The organism is Pseudoalteromonas sp. JSTW (assembly GCF_013423925.1).
GTDB classification, from domain to species: domain Bacteria; phylum Pseudomonadota; class Gammaproteobacteria; order Enterobacterales; family Alteromonadaceae; genus Pseudoalteromonas; species Pseudoalteromonas lipolytica.
Genome location: NZ_CP058973.1, coordinates 633,650 through 656,255 on the forward strand (window position 1 = coordinate 633,650; position 22,606 = coordinate 656,255).

Annotated in this window: 17 protein-coding genes; 13 read left to right on the forward strand and 4 right to left on the reverse strand. The window is 39.8% G+C overall.

Going from position 1 to position 22,606, the window contains the following annotated elements:
* The first annotated feature begins 151 nt into the window (after positions 1 to 151).
* From GZH31_RS19065 to GZH31_RS19100, 8 genes are all read left to right on the forward strand, one after another.
* Entirely contained in the window at positions 152 to 868 is a 717-nt protein-coding gene (locus GZH31_RS19065; RefSeq protein WP_180311726.1) for a hypothetical protein, read from the forward strand.
* A gap of 105 nt (positions 869 to 973) precedes the next feature.
* The gene (locus GZH31_RS19070) at positions 974 to 1,213 is read left to right on the forward strand and encodes a transcription factor (RefSeq protein ID WP_180311727.1); all 240 of its coding nucleotides are present in this window, start codon (positions 974 to 976) and stop codon (positions 1,211 to 1,213) included.
* Between the two features lie 32 nt (positions 1,214 to 1,245).
* The gene (locus GZH31_RS19075; RefSeq protein ID WP_180311728.1) at positions 1,246 to 3,729 is read left to right on the forward strand and encodes a type I restriction-modification system subunit M; all 2,484 of its coding nucleotides are present in this window, start codon (positions 1,246 to 1,248) and stop codon (positions 3,727 to 3,729) included.
* Entirely contained in the window at positions 3,726 to 5,081 is a 1,356-nt protein-coding gene (locus GZH31_RS19080) for a restriction endonuclease subunit S (protein ID WP_180311729.1), read from the forward strand. The genes GZH31_RS19075 and GZH31_RS19080 overlap by 4 nt, the downstream gene beginning before the upstream one ends.
* 9 nt (positions 5,082 to 5,090) lie before the next feature.
* Positions 5,091 to 6,953: a DUF262 domain-containing protein gene (locus tag GZH31_RS19085; protein ID WP_180311730.1), complete on the forward strand. Its 1,863-nt coding sequence runs from the start codon at positions 5,091 to 5,093 to the stop codon at positions 6,951 to 6,953.
* Entirely contained in the window at positions 6,946 to 9,417 is a 2,472-nt protein-coding gene (locus GZH31_RS19090; RefSeq protein ID WP_180311731.1) for a DUF262 domain-containing protein, read from the forward strand. The genes GZH31_RS19085 and GZH31_RS19090 overlap by 8 nt, the downstream gene beginning before the upstream one ends.
* On the forward strand, positions 9,410 to 12,571 hold the full coding sequence (locus GZH31_RS19095) for a type I restriction endonuclease subunit R (RefSeq protein ID WP_180311732.1): 3,162 nt from the start codon (positions 9,410 to 9,412) through the stop codon (positions 12,569 to 12,571). Before GZH31_RS19090 ends, GZH31_RS19095 begins: the two co-directional genes overlap by 8 nt.
* Positions 12,571 to 13,317 (forward strand): M48 family metallopeptidase, encoded by a 747-nt coding sequence (locus GZH31_RS19100; protein ID WP_180311733.1) that lies wholly within the window; start codon positions 12,571 to 12,573, stop codon positions 13,315 to 13,317. The genes GZH31_RS19095 and GZH31_RS19100 overlap by 1 nt, the downstream gene beginning before the upstream one ends.
* A gap of 83 nt (positions 13,318 to 13,400) precedes the next feature.
* Here the strand turns inward: GZH31_RS19100 and GZH31_RS19105 are convergent, their stop codons facing one another.
* The 4 genes from GZH31_RS19105 to GZH31_RS19120 form a co-directional block, all read right to left on the reverse strand.
* A complete protein-coding gene (locus GZH31_RS19105) occupies positions 13,401 to 13,562 on the reverse strand; it encodes an SEC-C metal-binding domain-containing protein (RefSeq protein WP_180311734.1) in 162 nt (53 codons plus the stop codon).
* Positions 13,563 to 13,900: 338 nt separating this feature from the next.
* On the reverse strand, positions 13,901 to 15,199 hold the full coding sequence (locus GZH31_RS19110; RefSeq protein ID WP_180311735.1) for a PAS domain-containing methyl-accepting chemotaxis protein: 1,299 nt from the start codon (positions 15,197 to 15,199) through the stop codon (positions 13,901 to 13,903).
* A 341-nt stretch (positions 15,200 to 15,540) separates the two neighbouring features.
* Positions 15,541 to 16,941, reverse strand: coding sequence for a heavy metal sensor histidine kinase (locus GZH31_RS19115; protein ID WP_180311736.1), 1,401 nt, complete (start codon positions 16,939 to 16,941; stop codon positions 15,541 to 15,543).
* Positions 16,931 to 17,617, reverse strand: a complete 687-nt coding sequence (locus tag GZH31_RS19120; RefSeq protein ID WP_036972381.1) for a heavy metal response regulator transcription factor — start codon at positions 17,615 to 17,617, stop codon at positions 16,931 to 16,933. The genes GZH31_RS19115 and GZH31_RS19120 overlap by 11 nt, the downstream gene beginning before the upstream one ends.
* 226 nt (positions 17,618 to 17,843) lie before the next feature.
* Here GZH31_RS19120 and GZH31_RS19125 point away from each other — a divergent pair, with 226 nt between their 5' ends.
* From GZH31_RS19125 to GZH31_RS19145, 5 genes are all read left to right on the forward strand, one after another.
* Entirely contained in the window at positions 17,844 to 18,251 is a 408-nt protein-coding gene (locus GZH31_RS19125; protein ID WP_065978807.1) for a copper resistance CopC family protein, read from the forward strand.
* 9 nt (positions 18,252 to 18,260) lie between these two features.
* Positions 18,261 to 19,172, forward strand: a complete 912-nt coding sequence (locus GZH31_RS19130; protein WP_227006878.1) for a copper resistance D family protein — start codon at positions 18,261 to 18,263, stop codon at positions 19,170 to 19,172.
* 22 nt (positions 19,173 to 19,194) lie between these two features.
* Positions 19,195 to 19,683, forward strand: coding sequence for a DUF4440 domain-containing protein (locus tag GZH31_RS19135; RefSeq protein WP_074988538.1), 489 nt, complete (start codon positions 19,195 to 19,197; stop codon positions 19,681 to 19,683).
* Between the two features lie 10 nt (positions 19,684 to 19,693).
* The gene (locus GZH31_RS19140; RefSeq protein ID WP_244887002.1) at positions 19,694 to 20,209 is read left to right on the forward strand and encodes a DUF411 domain-containing protein; all 516 of its coding nucleotides are present in this window, start codon (positions 19,694 to 19,696) and stop codon (positions 20,207 to 20,209) included.
* A 143-nt stretch (positions 20,210 to 20,352) separates the two neighbouring features.
* Positions 20,353 to 22,596: a heavy metal translocating P-type ATPase gene (locus tag GZH31_RS19145; RefSeq protein WP_180311737.1), complete on the forward strand. Its 2,244-nt coding sequence runs from the start codon at positions 20,353 to 20,355 to the stop codon at positions 22,594 to 22,596.
* The last annotated feature ends 10 nt before the right edge of the window (positions 22,597 to 22,606 follow it).

Genomic DNA, 22,606 nt, shown 5'->3' on the forward strand with positions numbered 1-22,606 from the left:
ATTTTGATATTTAAGTATATAGCTTGTGTTCCACTTAAAGCATACTTTAGGTTTATCTGCACAACAAACCTAGTTAAAAACGATTGTAAATGATAAAAATTTTGTTATTTTACAATATGCATTAGCTGGATAACTTTTAAGGGAATTTAACATGGCAATTATTAGAAGAAGAGGCAGCTCTTCAAATGCAATTCTAGTTCTAGAGTCTCCATGGGGACTAGACGAAAATGACAATAACAGAAGTTCAGTAGTTCCTTTCATGCAAGGAATCGCAAAATTTACCGGCGACACCGAAGTCTTCCATGCAAACTTTTACGATAAAAAAAGCTTTGATTTCGCACTAGATTGCATCACAAGAGAAGGTTTCAAAAATACTATTATTTATGTTGCTGCTCATGGTTATAAAAATAAAATTGGTAATGTAAACGTAGATCATATCCTCGCAGAAGTTTCTTCCATATCAAAAAAACAAAACATTACTGGGCTTTTATTTGGCTCGTGTTTTATCGGCAAGAAGACTATAGAAATGGAAGTATATATTCAAGAGTCTGGACTTAGGTGGTGTATGGGATATGCTTCATCTTGTAACTGGCTTGAAGGAACAATGATAGATGCAGCAATAATAGCTGCAATGATTTCTCTTGATAATGTGGATTTCGAATCTAGAGATGAAATTAATTCCTCTTTCGCAAACGCAATCGCGCCTTTTGCAGAAAACTTTATTATTGGTGATGACTACCCTGAAAAACCTATATCTATTCGAGACTCACTTAAATTTGTTTGTCAGCCGGAAGGTAAAGGCTACCGAGCAAAAGAAGTGACTGATGAGGTATTTGAGATCGCAAAAGAACTTAGATTTGATAACTAAAGCATAACATTTGACCTATCGAATAATCATAAACAAAGTACACCTTGCTTATTTAGCTAATTTATATAAATTAGCTAAATTACCATCACAAAGAAGAATAGTCTTATGAATGAGCAAGCAATCTTCAACCATATCAAACAAGCATTAGATGATGCGCCTCGCAATCAGTACACCACTGAGTTGCATCTGCAAATGATCAAATATGCAGATAGTTTAAAAAGTATGACTGCTAAAGAGTTTTGCGAAGGGGTTGGCCTTAAACCTAGCTTTGGCACTGAATTTTCTAAAATGCGTAATCTCACTCACCGTTTAAAAGCCGCAGGCTTAAACACCGACTTGCTCTAACCGCTAAGGCATAAGGATTTAAAGGAACACACATGGCAATTAAAAAAACAGAACTTTATTCATCATTATGGGCAAGCTGTGACGAACTGCGTGGCGGGATGGATGCCAGCCAATATAAAGACTACGTACTAACCATGCTATTCATGAAATACGTCAGCGACAAATACAAAGGCGACCCATATGGCATGATCGTAGTGCCAGAAGGCGCAAGCTATGACGATATGATAGCCGCCAAAAACGACAAAGAAATTGGCGATAAAATTAATAAGATCATTGCCGCCCTTGCCGAAGAAAATGACCTCAAAGGCGTAATAGACGTTGCCGACTTCAACGATGAAGACAAGCTCGGTAAAGGCAAAGAAATGGTAGATCGCCTAACCAAGTTAGTTGGTATTTTCCAAGGCTTAGACTTAACTTCTAACCGTGCTGGCGGTGATGACCTATTAGGTGACGCTTATGAATATCTAATGCGCCATTTCGCGACTGAATCAGGTAAATCTAAAGGCCAATTCTATACACCATCGGAAGTGTCGCAAATCCTCGCCAAAGTGGTAGGCATTAAAGAAGACACACCTCAATATGCCACCGCTTACGACCCTACTTGCGGCTCAGGTTCATTGTTGTTAAAAGCCAGCGATCAAGCAGAGCGTGGTTTAACCCTATACGGACAAGAAATGGACAACGCGACCAGCGCACTTGCCCGTATGAATATGATCTTACATAACAACACCACAGCTAAAATCTGGAAAGGCAATACACTTTCTGACCCGCAATGGAAAGATGCCCCTAACCAATTAAAAACCTTTGATTTTGCGGTTGCCAACCCTCCATTTTCAAATAAAAACTGGACCAGTGGTTTAACCCCAGAAAACGATTTATATAACCGTTTTACTTGGGGCATTCCACCGGAAAAAAACGGTGACTACACCTTCTTACTACACATTATCAAAAGCTTAAAAAGCACAGGTAAAGGCGCGGTTATCTTACCGCATGGTGTGTTATTCCGTGGTAATGCTGAAGCTACGATTCGCGAAAACCTCATCAAACAAGGTTACGTCAAAGGCATTATTGGCCTGCCAGCCAATTTATTTTACGGCACGGGTATTCCTGCCTGTATTATCGTGATTGATAAAGAACACGCGCAAAAAGCGGTTACTAGCTACAACGAAGGTGATGAAGCACTGCCAACCGTATCAGGTCGCCCCATCTTTATGATTGATGCCAGCAAAGGCTTTATCAAAGACGGCAACAAAAACCGCCTACGCAGCCAAGACATTCATAAAATTGTTGATGTGTTTAACAAAGGCTTAGAGCTTGAGCGTTATAGCCGTTTAGTGCCAATTGACGAGATTGCAGCGAACGATTACAACCTAAATATTCCGCGTTATATCGACTCGTCTGAGCCAGAAGATTTACACAATTTAAGCGCTCACCTGCAAGGCGGTATTCCAAACCGCGATATTGATGCCCTTGAGCATTACTGGCAGGTATTCCCTAGCATTCGTGCCACTCTTTTCGAACCTAAACGTAAAGGCTATAGCCACGCACTGGTTGAAGCTAGCCAAGTTAAAAGCACCATTTTGGCCCATCAAGAGTTTAAAGACTTTGCTGCGCGTAGCCTATTGCCATTTAAACAATGGATACCTGAAGCGAAATTAAGAAAGATTAAAGTAGGCGATAACCCGAAGAACTTTATCTTTAACATTTCAGAGAACTTGCTAAATAGCTATGCCAATAGCGACCTATTGAGCAAATACGATATTTACCAAATCCTGATGGATTATTGGGCAGACACCATGCAGGACGATGTGTATATATTGGTACAGGACGATTGGCAAGCGGGTAATACCCTTCGTGAGTTAGTTGCTGCCAAGGGCGAAAAGCTCAAAGAAACACCAGACTTAATCATCAAAAAGAAGAAGTACAAAGCCGAGATTATTCCACCTAGCTTAATCGTTGCCCGTTACTTTGCACATGAACAAGCTCAGGTTGATGCCCTGCAAGCCAAACAAGTTGAAGCCACCCAAGCACTGGAAAGTTACCTTGAGGAACATGCTTCTTCTGGAACAGGGAGCGAAGAAGGTTTATTGGTTGAAGCCCTCAACGATAAAGACAAAATCACCAAAGCCAGCGTTGCTGCCAGAGCTAAGCTAGCAACCGATGCTGGTGAAGTTAAAGCGCTGAAACAAGCAACCAAGCTATTTAATAACGAAGCGGCTGCGAAAAAAGCGCTTAAAGAAGCGCAAGAAGCACTCGATTTAACCGTTTTTAACCAATATCCAAAACTTGATATTGCTGAAATCAAAACCCTGATTGTCGATGACAAATGGCTTGCCACATTACAAGCCAATATCGTTGCTGAAATTGAGCGCGTTACCCAACAAATGGCAAACCGCGTTAAACAACTGGAAGAACGCTATAGCACACCATTACCAACCCTCTCTAAATCGGTTGATGATCTCAGCGATAAAGTTGCAGGCCACTTAAAAGCAATGGGTTTGGAGTGGTCATTATGAGCGCTTTAGAACAATCAGTTCCTGAAGGATATAAACAGACTGAAGTTGGGGTTATTCCAATTGATTGGGAGTCACCGGAATTAGGAAATTTCATCCAATCATTAGATGCAGGTGTTAGTGTTAATTCTATCGATAAGCCAGATGCATTCTCGCATGGGTTACACATCCTTAAGACCTCATGTGTTTCTAATGGTTACTTTTTTCCTAGAGAAGTAAAGTCAATTATTCCTGAGGATATAGTTAGAGCGAAAACAATTGTTTCAAAAGGCTCTATCATCATAAGCAGGATGAATACGCCAGATCTAGTAGGAGAGTTAGGTTATATAGACAAGGACTATCCAAATTGTTTCTTACCAGATCGTTTGTGGCAAATGCGATTTCGTGCAAACCTTGCAACAAATACTCGTTGGTTAGCATATATTTTAAGTTTTCCAGCTATTGCAAAGAAGATTAAGGAATCTGCAACTGGTACTAGCAATAGTATGAAGAATATTTCGAAGGGTTCTTTATTATCTGTTAGCTTTCCTGCTCCTTCCTACGAAGAACAAACCGCCATTGCTAATGCCTTATCCGATGTCGATGCACTATTAACGGAATTGGAAAAGCTAATTGCGAAAAAACAAGCGATTAAAACCGCCACCATGCAACAACTACTGACAGGTAAAACCCGTTTACCGCAATTCGCCACTTTCACCGAAGGCGAAAAACAAGGCCAACCCAAAGACACAAAACCCAGCGAATTAGGCGAAATCCCTGAGGATTGGGATGTTAGTTCAATATCGGGAAAATATGTTCTCGCGACAGGGACTACACCACCAACTTCAAATCCTAAAAATTATGGAGAAGATTTTTTATTCGTAAGCCCTGCCGATTTAGGTGAAAAAAAATATATCACTAGAACTGAAAAAAGACTGTCTAAAACAGGATATAAGTTAGCTAGAAAATACCCCAAAGGCTCAACACTTTTTACCTGTATCGGATCAACAATTGGAAAAACTGGACTGGCTAAAGAAGAGTTATCATCTAACCAGCAAATTAATGCTGTATTTCCAAATGCTAATTCTGATGCAGAGTTTACATATTATGCTCTCACCTATATAGCCCCCAAAGTCAAAGCATTGGCAGGGCAACAAGCTGTTCCTTTAGTTAATAAAACAGAGTTTGGTGAAACGTTATTCTGTTTACCTTGTGATATAAAAGAACAAACCGCTATCGCTACCATCCTCTCGGATATGGATAACGAAATCCAAATCCTTGAACAGCGCTTGGCGAAAACCCGCCAAATCAAACAAGGCATGATGCAAGAGCTACTTACAGGTCGCACTCGTTTACCATTTAAAAAAGAAAAATAAGGAACATGGATGTCTGAATGTAACGAATTAGAATTAAAGCCCATTAACGATTTATTGGAACAGTCGTTTTTTATTCCCGCCTATCAACGTGGCTATCGTTGGTCTAAAAGGCAGGTAACTGAATTGCTCGATGATATAAAAGAGTTTCAGCAGCAAGCAGAAAATAGCAATAAGAACGCTTTTTATTGCTTACAGCCTATTGTTGTTAAAAAACACAATGGCGATTGGGAATTAGTTGATGGTCAACAGCGGCTGACCACCATATATATCATTCTAACTTACTTAAAAGACATCCTAGCCTTACTGGGTAAATCACGTTATCAGTTGAGCTACGAAACACGAGAAGAAAGTGCTGAGTTTCTTCGGGACATTAATGATGAGCGTGGCGAAGAGAACATTGACTTCTTCCATATTGTACGAGCTAAAAAAGCGGTAGAAGAATGGTTTAAAGCGCAAGATGGTACTTACCAAATTAAGTTTATTCAAACGCTATTAAACGATGATGATACTGGCAAAAATGTAAAAGTTATCTGGTATCAAATTGATGAATCTGAAAATGTTACTGAGGTATTTACTCGGCTAAACATGGGAAAAATCCCTCTGGTTAATGCCGAGTTAGTTAAAGCGCTATTTTTAAAGTCGAGCAACTTTGCTCAAGATGTTGATGACACCAAAAGTAGAAAGCCAATTCAAGACTTACAGCAGTTAAAGATCTCTCAAGAATGGGATGCGATAGAGAAACGATTACAAGATGATGCGTTTTGGTATTTTATTAGCAACAAGTCAATTACCACCAATCGTATCGAATTTGTACTGGATTTGGCATCCAGAGAGTTAGATAGCGAAGGAATTCTAGACACCGATAAATTAAAGATATTTCTGACGTTTAACCGACTGCTTTCCAATAGCGGTGATAAAGATAAACCTGTCGATGTTGCTCGGGAATGGCTAAAGATAAAACAGTGCTTTATGACGTTAGAAGAGTGGTATAACGACCGCGCTTTATTTCACTTGATTGGCTATTTAGTCACACAAAAAGTTTCTATCGCTCAAATTTTCGATTTACATCAAGAAGCACATACAAAGTATGATTTTCGACAGTCATTGTTAAAGTTAGTCTTCAGTAAGACCTTTAACGGTAGAGAGATAGATACATTATCTCAAGAGTGGCTAGACGAGCGACTAAACGCTTTCACCTATGAATCTGGAGCGCACAGACTCAGGCCAATACTATTGCTATTTAACGTAGCTAGCTTACTTGCTAACCCGGCTACCAATGCGCGTTTTCAATTTGATAAATATAAATTAGACAGTTGGGATATTGAACATATCCGCTCAGTGGCATCCGATATGCCAAATAGTAAAGACAAGCAAAAAGCATGGCTTGAAAATGTTGTTGCTTATATATCTAGTGATGAGTCCATAGAAGCTGAAGAGTCTGACGTTGATGAAAACAGTGAAGAGCTATCTATAAAACTTGAAGCAACAGAGTTACTGCAAGCAACCAACTTCAATAATGATCAGTTTGAAGCCTTGTACGACAAGGTACGAGCGCATTACGACCCTGATGGTAATGAAGAAGTCGATAACACAATTGGCAATCTAACCTTGCTAGATAGCAGAACTAACAGAAGCTATCAAAATGCAGTATTTCCTATTAAACGAGCGAGGATCATCGCATTAGATAAGAAGGCAACCTTTGTTCCGCTATGCACTAAGAATGCATTTCTGAAGTATTACAGCAAACAGGTAGATAAGATGCTGTATTGGGAAGCGAAAGATAGCGAAGATCATCAAAGAGCTATGGTAGAAATGTTACTCGGTTTCTTTCAAGGAGTGGGCGTTCATCAAAAGGAGTTAGGACATGAATAAGGGGAAAAGCTTAACGTTTTACGGTCTGTTTGATGTTGTTGAAGCGATAGAAATTCCAATATTACAACGAGATTATGCACAAGGTCGAAAAGAAGAAGGTGAAGTAAGAACGCTATTTTTAAATTCATTATTCCAAGCGCTAAATAGCAATGATGAGTTACGCCAGCCTTTAGATTTGGACTTTGTTTACGGAAATTTTGAAGACGGGCAAAGTATGGCTTTCTCTGTTCTTGATGGGCAGCAGCGCCTAACGACTTTATTTTTATTGCATTGGTACTTAGCGATACAACATGGACATATTGCAGAATTCAGAGAAAGGTTTGTAACTGATGAACAACGATCTCGCTTTACTTATAAGACACGACCAAGCACAACCGAGTTTTTTGATGCATTAACCTCCAAAGATATTGAAATATCGAATGCAACAATAAGTAAGCAGATTAAAAATAGTCAGTGGTTTTATTTATCGTGGCAACAAGATCCAACGGTACAAGCTTGTTTGAATATGCTGGATGCAATTCAAGCATTGTTTTCGCAAAGCGATGCCAATTTATACGAGCGAATGATCAATACAAGCGAACCTTACATCACCTTTCAGTTTTTAGATCTTCATTCTTTTGGTTTATCAGATGAGCTTTATATCAAAATGAATGCTCGTGGTAAGCCGCTAACAATATTTGAAAACTTTAAAGCCAAGTTAGAGCAAAAAATAAAGTCTTTTGAGGGCGATTGGCCTGAGTACACATTGCCTTTTCAAGACAATGCTAGCGGTTATGATTACTTCATACATAAGATAGATACTGACTGGGCTGATTTATTTTGGCCTTATAGAAATGTTTGTTCTGATGACAATACCTTTGATGATGAGTTAATGAATTTCATTCGACTAGTTATCGCCTATCAATACCTCGTTGATCATAAAGACTCCCCTATCGACCTTCATGTGAATAGTGGCGAACTCTTTGGTCGAAACGGAAGATTAGAATCACTTACACTTTCCCAATATGAAGAATTAGGTTGTTTAAATAAAGAATTCATTATCCGGCTAATTAGCTTCCTTGACCTCATCTATAGGGATGGATTAGTCGAGAACAAAATAAACAGCTACTTAGACGCTGATAACTACTACAACGAACACAAAACACTCAAGAACGTGTTGAAAAACGATGCTAGCTACGATGATAAACTCAGGTTTTATGCGTTTTACAACTACGTTGCGAAATCACCAACTGATGAAGAGTTGAAGGAATGGTTAAGGGTAATTTTTAATTTAACCGAAAACACCATTATCAATACCGCAGATGAGTTTAATAAAGCACTGTTTGCAATAGACAACCTTTGCCAGCACGATAGCCCTATATTAAAAACACTAGCTAATGATGTTGAAATATCAGGTTTTACAGGCGCTCAGATAGTTGAAGAGAAGATCAAAGCTCACCTACTGTTAAAGTCTAGTGAATGGCGAGAAGCAATTACCAGTGCTGAACAGCATTCATTTCTGAAAGGCCAGATTGGCTGTATTTTAAATTTTGCTGAAATCCTAAGTTATTACCGAGAGCATGAACATTGTAATTGGAACGCTGAAGAAGATAACGAGTATTTAACTAGCTTCATACGATATTCTAATGCGATTCAACGCGTGTTTGATCAAATTGAAAGCAGCTCAGCATCAATTGATTATTTGTGGGAAAGAGCAGTTTTAAGCAAAGGGGAATACTTCACCGATAAACGAGGCGACAAATACAATATGCTCTCCTCTCGTGATACTAGAAACAATATTCCTCGTGATCATAGCTGGAAACGATTATTACGTTTCGGCACTGCTTCAATTGAGCAAAAACAAAGATACGTTAAAGCAGTTCTTGATGACCCGTTATTTAATGCTGACGAAATACAAACATCACTTTCTGCTATTTGTTCCAATGCTACTGAGTCTGAAGAAATTGAGCCTTGGAGAAAAGCATTAATTCAACATAAAGAGTTAATAGCGTATTGCCAGCAAGGCTTTATTGAGAAAAATAACTCTGAGTTTGTATTACTTGGACAATCTCAGCGAAATCATACACATATTGAACTTTTCACCAAAGCACTAGAACTAGAGCTATCTCAAGACAAGAGCGTAATAGCACCTTTTTCATGGTTAAGGTACGAGTCAGTTAAGTCGCGTGAAGAAAGTGCGCATTTGAAACTAGCCGGGTTTGTTCATAATGAACAGCGATATCAAATAGAGATCCATAAAACAGGTAGTTGCTTCGATATTCGGGTCAACGGTGGTGAAATAGAAAATGCACCAGAGACTTTAACGGGTTTACTAGAGAGTGAAGGATTTAAATTGAGTGGCATGGCGTTGCCTAGCCTCGGCTTCTATAAATACTACAGTGATAAAAATCAAAAAAGTATTGAAGATGTAAAATTGAAGATTCAAAAACTATGTACAAGTTTAAAGGATTTAAGCGATGAGTAATGTCGGTCAATTAGAACGAAAAACCCAAAACCGCGTGGTTAAGTTTTTTAAAGAACAACTTGATTACGACTACTTAGGTAATTGGGAATACCGAGAAGGTAACAGCAATATTGAAAAAGACCTGCTCACTAAATGGCTTAAAGGTCGCGGAATTTCTGATGCTCTGATTACCCGTACATTACGCCAACTCGATACTGCCGCAGCCCTTGGCGAAGGTAAAAAGCTCTTTGATGCGAACAAAGATGTTTATCGCCTACTCCGTTATGGCGTAAAAGAAAAAGAAGGTGCGGGTGAACAAAACCAAACCGTTTGGCTAATTGACTGGGAAACCCCAGAAGCTAACGATTTTGCCATAGCTGAAGAAGTTACCGTAAAAGGTGAATTGAAAAAGCGCCCTGATATCGTGATTTATGTGAATGGCATCGCGCTTGGTGTAATTGAATTAAAACGCTCTTCAGTCTCAGTCAGTGAAGGTATTCGCCAAAATCTAGACAATCAAAAGAAAGCCTTTATTCGTAACTTCTTTACCACTATGCAGCTAGTAATGGCAGGTAATGATACCCAAGGTATCCGCTACGGTACGATTGAAACATCTGAAAAATATTACCTCGAATGGAAAGAATCTAGTGGTAAAGAAAACCCACATCCACTACCAGCAGACGATAAAACAACAGAAAACTTACTCGATACCCATATCGCACAATTATGTTATAAAAGGCGTTTCCTCCAACTCATTCATGACTTTATCGTATTCGATGCTGGCATTAAGAAAACATGCCGACACAACCAATACTTCGGCATCCAAGCGGCACAGAAATACGTTAAAACGTACGAGGATGGCATTATTTGGCACACGCAAGGTTCTGGTAAGAGCTTAACGATGGTTTGGCTTGCCAAATGGATACGTGAGAATGTAAAGGATTCGCGGGTGCTTATTGTTACTGACCGAACCGAATTAGACGAACAAATAGAAAAAGTATTCTCTGGTGTTGATGAAGAGATCTATCGCACAAAAAGCGGACGGGATTTGGTTGCCACGCTTAATCAACCCAATCCTTGGTTATTCTGTTCACTCGTGCATAAGTTTGGTCGAAATGGCGAAGCGCTTAGTGAAAAAGAAAGCGAAGAAGACGATGATGAAGCGACAAAAGACTACCTTGAGGCATTAACTAAAAACCTACCAAGTGACTTTGCCGCAAAAGGCAACTTGTTTGTGTTTGTCGATGAGTGTCATAGAACTCAATCGGGCAAGTTGCACGAAGCAATGAAGGCAATTTTACCTGAAGCCATGTTTATAGGTTTTACGGGTACGCCACTGATGAAAAAGGACAAAAAGAAGTCCTTGGAAGTCTTCGGCCCTTATATTCACACCTACAAATTTGATGAAGCTGTAAGTGACGGTGTGGTGTTAGACCTTCGATATGAAGCGAGAGATATTGATCAGCATTTAACTTCAGAGAAAAAAGTAGACCAGTGGTTTGAAGCTAAAACCAAAGGCTTATCTAACCTTGCTAAGATGCAGCTCAAACAAAAATGGGGCACCATGCAAAAAGTGCTCTCCAGCAAATCTCGCTTAGAGCAAATAGTTAGCGACATTTTAATGGATATGGAAATCAAACCTGCGCTGATGTCTGGTAGAGGTAACGCCATGCTAGTATGCGCCAGCGTCCATCAAGCATGTGTTGTTTATGATTTGTTTAGTAAAACCGACCTTGCAGGAAAGTGTGCAGTAGTAACCAGTTATCAACCAGCGGCTAGCACAATCAAAGGCGAAGAATCTGGAGAGGGTTTAACTGAAAAGCTGTTTAAGTATGACACCTATCGCAAGATGCTATCTGAGTACTTTGAGCAAAGCGAAGAAGAAGCCGCAAAACGTGTTGAAGAGTTCGAAAAAGCCGTTAAGAAACGTTTTATTGAAGAACCGGGGCAAATGCGCTTGTTGATAGTTGTAGATAAGCTGCTCACTGGCTTCGATGCCCCTTCTGCTACTTACCTCTACATCGATAAGAAGATGGCTGATCACAACTTATTCCAAGCTATTTGTCGTGTAAACCGATTGGATGGTGAAGATAAAGACTACGGTTACATCATCGACTATAAAGACTTGTTCCGTTCATTGGATAAAGCCATTAAAGATTACACAGCCGAAGCATTTGATGGTTACGATGCTGACGATGTTAAAGGGCTTTTAAAAGATCGCTTACAAGAGTCTCGTGCAGATTTAGATAATGCACTGGAGGCAGTACGAGTGTTATGTGAGCCAGTGAAAGCACCTAGAGATACTAAAGATTTTATTCATTATTTTTGTGGTGAATCAGGTGTTGAGCCTAAAGATGAAAATGAGCGCACAGAAAAAGAAGCACTACGTTTAACTCTATATCAATCAGTCGCTAAACTGATTCGTGCATACACTAACCTTGCTAATGAAATGGAACAAGCTGGTTACACCTTTGAAGAAGCTGAAAATATTAAGAAAGAAGTCGCATACTTCGAAAAGGTTCGTGATGAAGTCAAACTCGCCAGCGGTGATTTGCTCGAAATGAAACGTTTTGAGCCTGCAATGCGTCATCTATTAGATATGTATATTCGAGCTGATGATAGTGAGTTACTGATGGATTTTGAAGAGTTGGGCTTAATTGATCTAGTGGTAAACAACAACGGTAAAGGTTTAGAGGATTTACCTGAAGGCTTGCGGGACAACGAAGACGCAATGGCAGAAGCCATTGAAAATAACGTCAGAAAAACCATCGTTGATGAAAATCCAGTAAACCCAAAATATTTTGACAGCATGGCAACTTTGCTCGATGAAATCATTAAGCTGCGAAGAGAACAAGCTATTAGCTATCAAGATTATCTAGAGCAAATTAAAGCACTAGCAAAGAAAGTGGTAAATCCAAGAGAAAATACTACTCAAAACTATCCTGCGTCTGTTGATACACCAGCCAAACAAGCAATTTACGATAACCTCGGTAACGATGAAGTGCTCACAACTAAAATTGATACTGCTGTTCGCTACACTAAAAAAGCAGATTGGCTAGGAGATAGATTTAAAGAACGTGAGATAGCTAACGCGGTGCGAGAAGAAGCGGCAGGTTACGACATCAATATTGTTGATGTTATGGATCTAATTAAAGCTCAGAGGGAATACCATTAGTGCGCCATACCAAAAGCAATGCACAGAGCGTTGAAGTAGTTCGCATTGGTGACATTGATGTAGAGCTAAATCGCAGAGCTATTAAAAACATTCACCTTAGCGTACTACCGCCAAATGGCAAAGTGCGCTTATCTATCCCCAACGATACGAGTGAACAAAAAGTTAGGCTAGCTATTGTTAATAAGCTTGCTTGGATTAAAAAGCAACAAGCTGACTTTGCAGGACAAGAGCGCCAATCAATTCGTGAAATGGTTAATGGTGAATGCCACTATTTATGGGGCAAGAAATACCGTTTAAAGCTTATAGAGGCAAAAGGCGGATATAGTGTTACCGCCAAAGGCAACGGTAATTTAGTGCTAGCTGTTGCTAAGAATACTTCAACCGATAACAAGCTTAAATTGTTGAACCGCTTTTATCGGGATGAAATGCAGCGTTCACTTGAGAAATTATTACCTCAATGGGGAAACAAGCTAGGTGTAAACGCTGGTTCTATCAACATTAAAAAGATGAAAACCAAATGGGGAAGCTGCAATATTCAAGCTAAGCGTATTTGGCTTAATCTTGAACTTGCAAAGAAGCCACCAGAGTGCATGGAGTTCATACTTGCCCACGAATTAGTTCATCTACTAGAACGCCACCATAATGACAAATTCCGCTCTCTTATGGACAAACACATGCCTAACTGGCGTGAACGCAGAAACCTACTTAATAGCTTGCCTCTGGCCTATGAAGACTGGAGTTATTAATTTACATCCGTAAGTTTGAAATCAGTCCAAATTCAATATAAATAGGCAACTAAAAATGGGGAGCTAGCTCCCCACAGTAAAAATTATTTTCTACAGCAATTTTTATACTTTACATTAGAGCCACAAAAACAAGGTTCATTTCGTCCTAATTTAGTTGTTTTAATACAAGACTTTTGTGACCCTATTTTTACTTTGTCACCTTTAATTTCGCCTAGTAATCCAGAAAATAGCTTACGTATTTTCAAGTACTTTTCATCGAGGTCTCTTTTATGGAGTTTTGAATGTGCTAGTTTTCAAGCTCAGGCTCGAACTCACGCTCAATTTATTCTTTTTATTCATAGCTGTCTTCGAATTCACTCTTTAAATCAGTATCGAATAAGTCAGCAAAGCGCTCTAGATGAGAATGTAATTATAATTTTACGTTCGCATTACGAAACCACTTTAGGTTTATAGCTTTAAAGCGCTAATCTACCTATTTTTAAACAACAGCTTCGTTCATGCATATTCAGTGCTTAGCTACTACAGCAGCAGGAGTGAAAATTTATCATTTTCTGGCCTACACAGTTTTTAGGCACATTGGTGCCTAAAGACTGGTTCTAAACTGCCCGACGGCCTCAACAACTTCTTTAGCCCCTTTTTGAATATCATTAATAACAGAGCCTGATTTATTTGATAACTCCAAGGCATCTTTGGCCTCTGCTAAACTAGACTCAATTTCGGTTACCGCATCTTGAGTAAGCGCTTTATTCTCAGACACGACGTTGATTATTTGCTCTGTGGCCAAACTCGTTCTTGATGCCAGTTGCCTAACTTCATCTGCAACAACGGAGAAACCTCGTCCTTGGTCACCCGCCCTCGCGGCTTCTATAGCAGCGTTTAATGCCAGCAAATTAGTTTGATCAGCAATACCTTTAATACTTTCGACTAATTGAGCAATCTTAGACGACTGTACGTCGAGGTTATTAACACTTTCGCTGGCTACTTCGAGTTTCTTTGATAAGTTATTCACTGTAACAATTGTTTGCTTTACGACACCTAACCCTATTTCAGCGTCGGCATCTGTTCGTTTAGAAATGTCATAAGCAATACCAGCCGTTTCAGATATTGCAAATTCTCTTTGCATCTGATCGGTTATTACTGTTGCAAACTTTACGACTTTATAGAGTTCTCCATCATTGTTATGAATTGGATTGTACGAGGCTTCTAACCATACTTCGTTACCGTAACTATCTAATCTTTTAAAACGATCAGAAATAAACCGTCCGTGTTTTAATTCAGACCAAAACTGTTTATAAGCGTTCGATTTAGCTTCTTCAGGGTCGCAAAACATACTGTGGTGTTTACCCAATATTTGGCTTTTGGAGTAACCCATAGAGCTCAGAAAGTTATCATTGGCGTTTAAAATAATACCGTCTAAGCTGAATTCGATAACCGCAGATGAACGACTCAAAGCCGCAAGCATATCTTCTTTTTCTCTTGATTGAGAAATAGTACGCGTGAGCTCTGCCGAGTAAACAGCTAACTCATTATTAATTGGTTGTACAATACTTCTAAGCCATAACTCACGCCCAGACTGCGTTACGAGCTGCAAAGCGCCATGCCAATGGCTCACTTTTTTTATGGCTGAAAGCATTTTTTGTGTGTGAGGTTTTTTGAGCGACTTTTTAACAATCAGGTCATTGAAATTTAAACCAACAATCTCACTTTCTTTGTACTCTATCGCGGTTGCAAATTGTTGATTAACTTCGAGAATACGGCCATCTTTGCTTAGCAAAAAGTACAGCATTTCCTCTTTCAATTCTTGCTTTATATTTTCAAACTCAACTGTTTGCTTTTTTAATTCAGCAATTTCAGACAGCAACTTGCGATTAGTGAACCACATAAACTGGTTTCCTTTAGGTTACATACGCTAAAAGTAGAGCACTCAGAATCAAGTGTCTAGGAAGATTACGTTTTTTGCCAATAACTGTAATTAATAAAAGTAAGGCATGACTACATAAATGGTCGGGTGAAATGAGGTTATATGTGCAAAACACGACCCCATGTGATTAACGCTGTTTCGTACATTGAGAGATTAATTAACTTTAACGATTAATAAAAGTTTTATACGAAGAACTGGAGGGTTTTGATCACGACTGATTAAAGTATTTTACTCTTGCTTTTATTTTTACAATAGCGTTTTTACAGTGAGCGCTGCGTTTTAATATCCTCAGATAGGTGCGCTCACGTTAATTTAGCTGACTTTAAATACACACTAAAACACGTTTCGTGCTCGTCGGAGTAAACTTTTATCGCGCCATCATTGGCCTCTGCGAGCGCTTTAACAATGGCTAAACCGAGCCCCACACCATCACTGTGTTTTTGTCTTGATTTATCCGGCCGATAAAAACGGTCGAACAAATACGGTAAATGTTCAGCGGGTATTTTCTCACCGGGATTCACAACCGAAATACACACTGTATCTGCGCTTACTATTTCGCTTTTAACTGAAATTGAAGCCCCTTTTGGGGTATAACGAATAGCGTTAGAGAGTAAGTTTGATAACAGCTGTCTAAAATGTAACTGATCACAGTAAAAACGCAGGTTTTCACCCTCTGTTTTAAAACAAATACCTACTTCTTCCGCCAACGCATCAAAGTAGTCAAATAGCGACGCTATCTCGTCATGACTATGCAAAATTTGTTGTTTTGGCTTTATTAAACCGTTCTGAGTTTTTGCAAGCCACAGCATGTCATTGACCATTTTTGTTAATCTTTCTAACTCTTCAAGATTTGAGAATAACAGTTCTTGATAGTCAACAACCGCTCTTGATTTTGATAAGCCCACCTGCGTTTGGGTAATGATATTTGTTAAGGGGGTTCTTAGCTCATGAGCTATATCGCTGGAAAAGTTAGATAAGCGAATAAACTCACTTTGCAGCCTATCTAACATCACATTAAAAGACTGCACCATGTTTTCAAGCTCAACAGGAACATTATTATGATCTAACCTGACATCCATTTTATTGGTTTGTATATCAAGCATTTTTTGAGTTAACCCACGTAAAGGGTTAAGACCTTGATGTATAGCAATCCATGCGACAAGCAACACTAACACAGCCGAGCCTAACATAATGACCCATAAACTCTGTTTAAACTGGGTTAAAAAGCGCAGATGGAAGCTCATATCAATCGCAACAGCTATTTTATAATGCTGTTTAGATGTCTCTAGCTCACTGACTAATGCACGATACGCCTTACTGCCTGTATGCCATGTAATTATGTTCTCCTTTTTAAACCCCTGAGAAGCTTTCGCGCGCATTGCTAATTCAGTAAAATCATTATGGGAGCTTTGATATACAAGCTCTCCCTCTAACGTATTTACTTGGTAGTACACCCCATGATGCCCAACAACAGCAATCGACAATGCGTTTTCAAGCTGTTTTTGTGATTGAAAAGGCTGTGATAATACAGACTCAACTGATTGCGTGATAACCTGTAACTCGCCACTGTCTTGCTGCAAAAAATGATGCTCTATTGAGCTATTTATGAGTGAGGCCACAAAGGTGAAACAGCCAATAATTGTTATTGCTACAAATAACAAAACTCGCATCGTTAATGACAAGGGTCGCGTGCTAACTCGCATTAGGCATTGCCTCTAACTTGTATCCCATCCCTCTTACGGTGTGTATTAGCTTTACTGTAAAATCATCATCCACTTTGCTGCGAAGCCTTCTTATTGCAACATCAATCACGTTGGTATCACTATCAAAATTCATGTCCCACACTTGTGAAGCGATTAATGAACGAGGCAGTACTTCCCCTTCACGGCGCAGTAATAGCTCAAGTAAACTAAACTCTTTATTACTTAAGGTAATGCGTTGGCCTGCACGTTGAACTTTTCTTTTTGGAATATTCATTTCTAGGTCGGCTATTTTTAAGACATCTTCTACTTTTTGTGTGCCGCCTCGCCTAAGTAAAGTGCGCACTCTTGCTAACACTTCAGAAAATGCGAATGGTTTAATTAAATAATCATCAGCCCCTAGTTCAAGCCCTTTAACTCTGTCATCGACACTGTCTCGCGCTGATAAAAAAAGAACAGGGGTCTGTTTTTTAGCTTCGCGAAGTGATTGTAAAATTCGCCACCCAGATACATCAGGTAACATCACATCGAGAATTATTACGTCAAATAATTCTGTCATGGCTAAATGATGACCATCGAGTCCATTTCGCGCTAGTGACACTTGAAAACCGGCTTCAGTTAAACCTTGTTTTAGGTAATTTCCTGTTTTTAATTCGTCTTCAACTATTAGTAAGCGCATTTCAATCCTTCATCAAAATCATAGCCGTTATTATTATGGTGTTTTAATCACAACAGCAACATGACACCAAGATTACAACTTTGTCATGTTCACGTCATGCTGAAGACAGGTCAACTTTCTAAACTTATGGCATGTTTTTCTATTTATTAACAGAGTCAGTAATCGTTTATTACGTCACACTTTGTTGCAATCTGTTTGATTTTTAATAACAAGTAAGAAGGTAATTATGAAATTTTTTAAGTATGTCGCACTCATGTTCGTACTAACAATGCCATTTATGGCATCGGCTCATGTCTCAGTAACACACACTCTGCCACAAGATAAAGCAATGTTAATGAGTAGCCCTGAGCAGCTATCGCTCGCGTTTAGCGGAAAAGTAAGATTAGCAAAAATAGTCGTTCAAGATGCACATAAACAACCTATCGACTTCGATTTTAAGCCTACAGCAGCTCCAAGTAGTGATTTTAGTTGGCCTCTGCCACACTTAAAGCAAGGCAATTACACGGTAAAATGGATCGCACTCGGTGGTGATGGCCATAAAATGACAGGGGAATTCACTTTCATGATCCATGCTACAAAGCATAGTAATAAAACAAAAATGCCAGAAAATGGCCATGGTAATCATAATCACTAGCCTTAGGTCATGACAATGCAATTTAGTGAGTGGTCGCTGCTTTTACTGTTAATGAAACTAGCAAACTATACGGCTATAGCAGCACTTGCAGGTACATTACTGATACGTTTTATTAGCCATTTTCACCTTAATGGAAACCAGCATACTGCGTTTTTATATTTCTTGAAGCACTGGCAAATCAAATGTTTAATGGTTGGTTTAATAGCAGCTGTTTTGCAAACACCAATAGAGGCAGGTGCCATTGCCGAATCAGGTTTTATGGGAATGTTAGATCGCCCAATGCTCGAGATTGTTTGGTACTCGGTAATTGGCGAGCAAGCGCGTTTAAGGATTGTTAGTTTCTTAGTCGCACTTATGGTTGCCTCCTTGTGGAATGTGAAGGCAGAAAATAACAACGCAGAAAAATTCAACTTTGCTCTTATGCTAATCATAGCGGCTCTTATTGCGTATAGTTTTTCTATTACTGGTCACAGTGCCAATGAAAATGCCTTAGTAAAAAGTATTTTGACCTTTCATCTTGCGGCTTTAGCCTGTTGGATTGGCGCATTATGGCCATTGCTTAAAAGCTGCACCTTGCTTATCAAAACCGACGTTGAAAAAATAATGCATCACTTTGGACAAATGGCCATCATTATTGTCGTTGTATTGCTTGTGTCTGGCTTGGCGCTTTTACAACAGTATCTGCACTCATTTTCTGCATTATTTACTTCAACTTATGGCCAATTAATTTTACTGAAGTTACTGCTTGTCAGCGCCATGCTTTTGCTTGGCGCATGGCATAAACTATTTTTAGTCCCTAATATTAACCGGCAACGGTATTTTGAAACCTTAAAAGGCTCTATCGCTGTTGAAATGGTCATAGCGCTTTTTGTACTTATCACAACAAGTGTTTTTACCACACTTGTTGGCCCTCCTATTTAACTATGAAGTAGAGAAAAAATGCATGCTAAAAAACACATCACAATTAAAAATGATATCACTGCTACTTTTAGGTGCACTCAGCTCGTTTGCTGTTAACGCACACGGTGATGAAGCTCATCCAAACAAAAGCACCTTATTTGTTGGTATCGACAGTGAACCCGCACACACTGTTACCGCGTTTAAAAAAGCACTAAAACAGGGTGATCAAGTCACAGCTCGTAAACTACTCGCTGACAATGTTATTATTTTTGAAGGAGGCGGTATTGAACGCTCAGCAGATGAATACGCAAATCACCATATGCATGCAGATATGGCATTTTTAAAAGCCGTTGAAAGCACATTATTAGAGCATCAGGTATTCACGCAGGGCGATATAGCTTTCTCAATTGCCAGAAGCTCAACCGAAGGCAGCTACAAAGGGAAAGAAATAAAGAGTATTGGAATGGAAACAATAACACTCAAAAATACCGACAATGGATGGAAAATCACTCATATCCACTGGTCTAATTAAGGAGTACAACATGCGAACAGCTTACCTTGCTTCATTACTACTTTTTATGAGCAATTTGCCAGTGATGGCAACAACTAGTAATCAACCCTTAACCCATAACAGCAATCAACACACACATGATTTAAATAGTGAACTCACTGTGTATAAAAGTAAAAATTGTGGCTGTTGCAAAGAGTGGGTCACACACATGAACAAAAATGGCTTTAACACAACAGCCATTGATGTTGTTGATATGGGCACCATAAAAAATAACTATCAGATAAAACCAAATCAGCGCTCATGCCACACGGCGGTGTCAGCCGATGGCTTTATTTTTGAGGGGCATGTTCCCGCTAAATTTGTTAAGCAATTCTTATCAGAGCAACACCCTGAAGGTACGATAGGCTTAAGTGTTCCTGCCATGCCCGTGGGTACGCCAGGGATGGAAATGGGGAACGTATTCCATAAATACAACATTAATTTACTAACAATAGATTCACCCGCTGTAAGTTATCAATATATTGAACAATATGCCGAGCAATTTTAATGAATTAGGCATACGCTATAACTAGGTGATTACAAAAATAGTACCTCACTTCATCATTTTTACGACACTGTAAAATTAATGAAAATAAAGCCCAAAGCAACCATCTCACTAAGCTAAGGGCTTTAAGCAAAAAGGAACACCGCATGAGTAAAGCCCAAACAGAGCAGCAGCTAATCATTGAGGGCGCAGGCTGCGCCAGTTGCGTAGGGAAAATTGAAGCAGCACTGCAAAACACACCTGGCGTGAACAGCGCAGAGATGAATTTTGCAGACCGAACCGTACTCGTCAGTGGGACAGCCAATACCCAAGACCTAGTTAAAGCCATTGAATCTGCTGGATACAATGCCAAACCGTTCAATGACAGTTCGCACACAGACTCCCTTGATGAAAAAGAAGCAGCCGATTGGGCATATTATAAAAAGCTGATGCGCGACACCATTATCGCACTCTCACTGGGTGTGCCTCTTATGATCTATGGTATTGCTATTGGCGAGATGACCGTAGCAACCAATACTGAGCGGCTCGCGTGGTTAATTGTTGGTCTTTTAACGCTTGCGGTTATGTTTTTCTCTGGTAAACATTTTTATATTGGCGCATGGAAAAGCTTTAAAAATCATTCTGCCAATATGGATACCCTCATTGCACTGGGCACTGGTACCGCATGGGTCTACTCAATGCTGGTTGTCTTTATTCCCGATGCTATTCCGCTAATGGCAAGGCATGTATATTTTGAAGCCACCGCCATGATTATTGGCTTAATCAACCTTGGTTTAGCGTTAGAGCTAAAAGCACGAGGAAAAACCTCAGAAGCAATCAAACGCTTAATCGGCTTACAAGCCAAAACCGCCACTGTTGTTAGAGATAACAAAGACGTTCAAATAAATATCGACCAAGTGTTGCTCAATGACATTATCAAAGTCAGACCGGGTGAGAAAATCCCCGTTGATGGTGAAGTAATCGAAGGCCACACCAGCATTGATGAATCAATGCTAACAGGCGAACCCATGCCTGTTGAAAAATCAGAAAAAGACGACGTCACCGCGGGTACGCTCAATAAATCTGGCATGATCCTATTTAAAGCAACACGGGTAGGAAAAGACACCGCGCTTGCACAAATTATTGCGATGGTAAAACGTGCCCAAAACTCAAAACCCCCAATAGGGCGACTAGCCGATGTTATATCTGCGTATTTTGTGCCGGTTGTCATGATTATATCTATCGTCAGTGCACTAGCATGGTTAAACTTTGGCCCTGAGCCCACTCTTGCCTTTGCAATTGTGTCTGCAACAACGGTGCTTATCATCGCGTGTCCGTGTGCGTTAGGACTTGCTACGCCAATGTCGGTTATGGTCGGTGTGGGCAAAGCAGCTGAGGCCGGTGTTCTTATTCGAAATGGTGAAGCACTGCAAACAGCTTCCAAAATTACAGCCATGATTTTAGATAAAACGGGCACCATTACCGAAGGCTCCCCAAAAGTCACTGACGTTATTTTAGCAAATGAGAGTGATGAAAAAACCATATTACAGCTAGCAGCCAGTTTAGAAAGTGGTTCAGAGCACCCTCTTGCGCAAGCAATTGTCGACAGTGCCATGGAGCAAGAAATCGAGCTGCTGAAAATAGACGCCTTTAACGCAATTACAGGCTATGGTGTCGAAGCCACGTGTAATGGTAAGTCGCTGCTATTTGGCAATAGTAAATTAATGAAAATGAAAGAAATTGAACTCTCTGACTTCACAACGAAAGCACAGGCCTTAGCGAAAGAAGCAAAAACGCCAATGTATTTTGCTGTTGATGGGCAGCTAGCCGCAATTATCGCGGTAGCGGACCCGATGAAGTCTGATTCACTTTCTGCAATCAAGCGTCTTCAAGCCAATGGTATCCGCGTTATTATGCTTACTGGCGATAATAAAGAAACTGCCTCGGCGATAGCAAAAAAAGCACAAATTACTGAATTCTTTGCTGACGTTCTACCTGAAGACAAAGCCAATAAAGTGCGCGAACTCCAACAACAAGGCGAAATTGTCGGTATGACAGGCGATGGGATCAATGATGCCCCCGCACTTGCCCTCGCCAATGTTGGTTTTGCGATTGGAACAGGCACTGATGTTGCCATTGAAAGTGCCGACATCACACTCATGCGAGGCTCTCTTCATGGCTTAGCTGATGCCATTGCGGTGAGCAAAGCCACGTTACGCAATATAAAACAAAACTTATTTGGTGCATTTATCTATAACGTGGCAGGTATTCCAGTGGCGGCAGGTATTCTGTATCCATTTTTTGGTCTACTGCTGAGCCCTGTTATCGCGGGTGCTGCGATGGCTTTTTCTTCGCTTACAGTGGTGACGAATGCAAACAGGCTTCGTTTATTTAAAGCACAAGATCACTAAGGAGCCACAT

Bases quoted from the DNA above. Each gene is read 5' to 3' on its own strand.
- GZH31_RS19065 (WP_180311726.1), top strand. From the start codon at position 152: ATGGCAATTATTAGAAGAAGAGGCAGCTCTTCAAATGCAATTCTAGTT.
- GZH31_RS19070 (WP_180311727.1), top strand. From the start codon at position 974: ATGAATGAGCAAGCAATCTTCAACCATATCAAACAAGCATTAGATGAT.
- GZH31_RS19075 (WP_180311728.1), top strand. From the start codon at position 1,246: ATGGCAATTAAAAAAACAGAACTTTATTCATCATTATGGGCAAGCTGT.
- GZH31_RS19080 (WP_180311729.1), top strand. From the start codon at position 3,726: ATGAGCGCTTTAGAACAATCAGTTCCTGAAGGATATAAACAGACTGAA.
- GZH31_RS19085 (WP_180311730.1), top strand. From the start codon at position 5,091: ATGTCTGAATGTAACGAATTAGAATTAAAGCCCATTAACGATTTATTG.
- GZH31_RS19090 (WP_180311731.1), top strand. From the start codon at position 6,946: ATGAATAAGGGGAAAAGCTTAACGTTTTACGGTCTGTTTGATGTTGTT.
- GZH31_RS19095 (WP_180311732.1), top strand. From the start codon at position 9,410: ATGAGTAATGTCGGTCAATTAGAACGAAAAACCCAAAACCGCGTGGTT.
- GZH31_RS19110 (WP_180311735.1), bottom strand. From the start codon at position 15,199: ATGTGGTTCACTAATCGCAAGTTGCTGTCTGAAATTGCTGAATTAAAA.
- GZH31_RS19115 (WP_180311736.1), bottom strand. From the start codon at position 16,941: ATGCGAGTTAGCACGCGACCCTTGTCATTAACGATGCGAGTTTTGTTA.
- GZH31_RS19120 (WP_036972381.1), bottom strand. From the start codon at position 17,617: ATGCGCTTACTAATAGTTGAAGACGAATTAAAAACAGGAAATTACCTA.
- GZH31_RS19125 (WP_065978807.1), top strand. From the start codon at position 17,844: ATGAAATTTTTTAAGTATGTCGCACTCATGTTCGTACTAACAATGCCA.
- GZH31_RS19130 (WP_227006878.1), top strand. From the start codon at position 18,261: ATGACAATGCAATTTAGTGAGTGGTCGCTGCTTTTACTGTTAATGAAA.
- GZH31_RS19135 (WP_074988538.1), top strand. From the start codon at position 19,195: ATGCTAAAAAACACATCACAATTAAAAATGATATCACTGCTACTTTTA.
- GZH31_RS19140 (WP_244887002.1), top strand. From the start codon at position 19,694: ATGCGAACAGCTTACCTTGCTTCATTACTACTTTTTATGAGCAATTTG.
- GZH31_RS19145 (WP_180311737.1), top strand. From the start codon at position 20,353: ATGAGTAAAGCCCAAACAGAGCAGCAGCTAATCATTGAGGGCGCAGGC.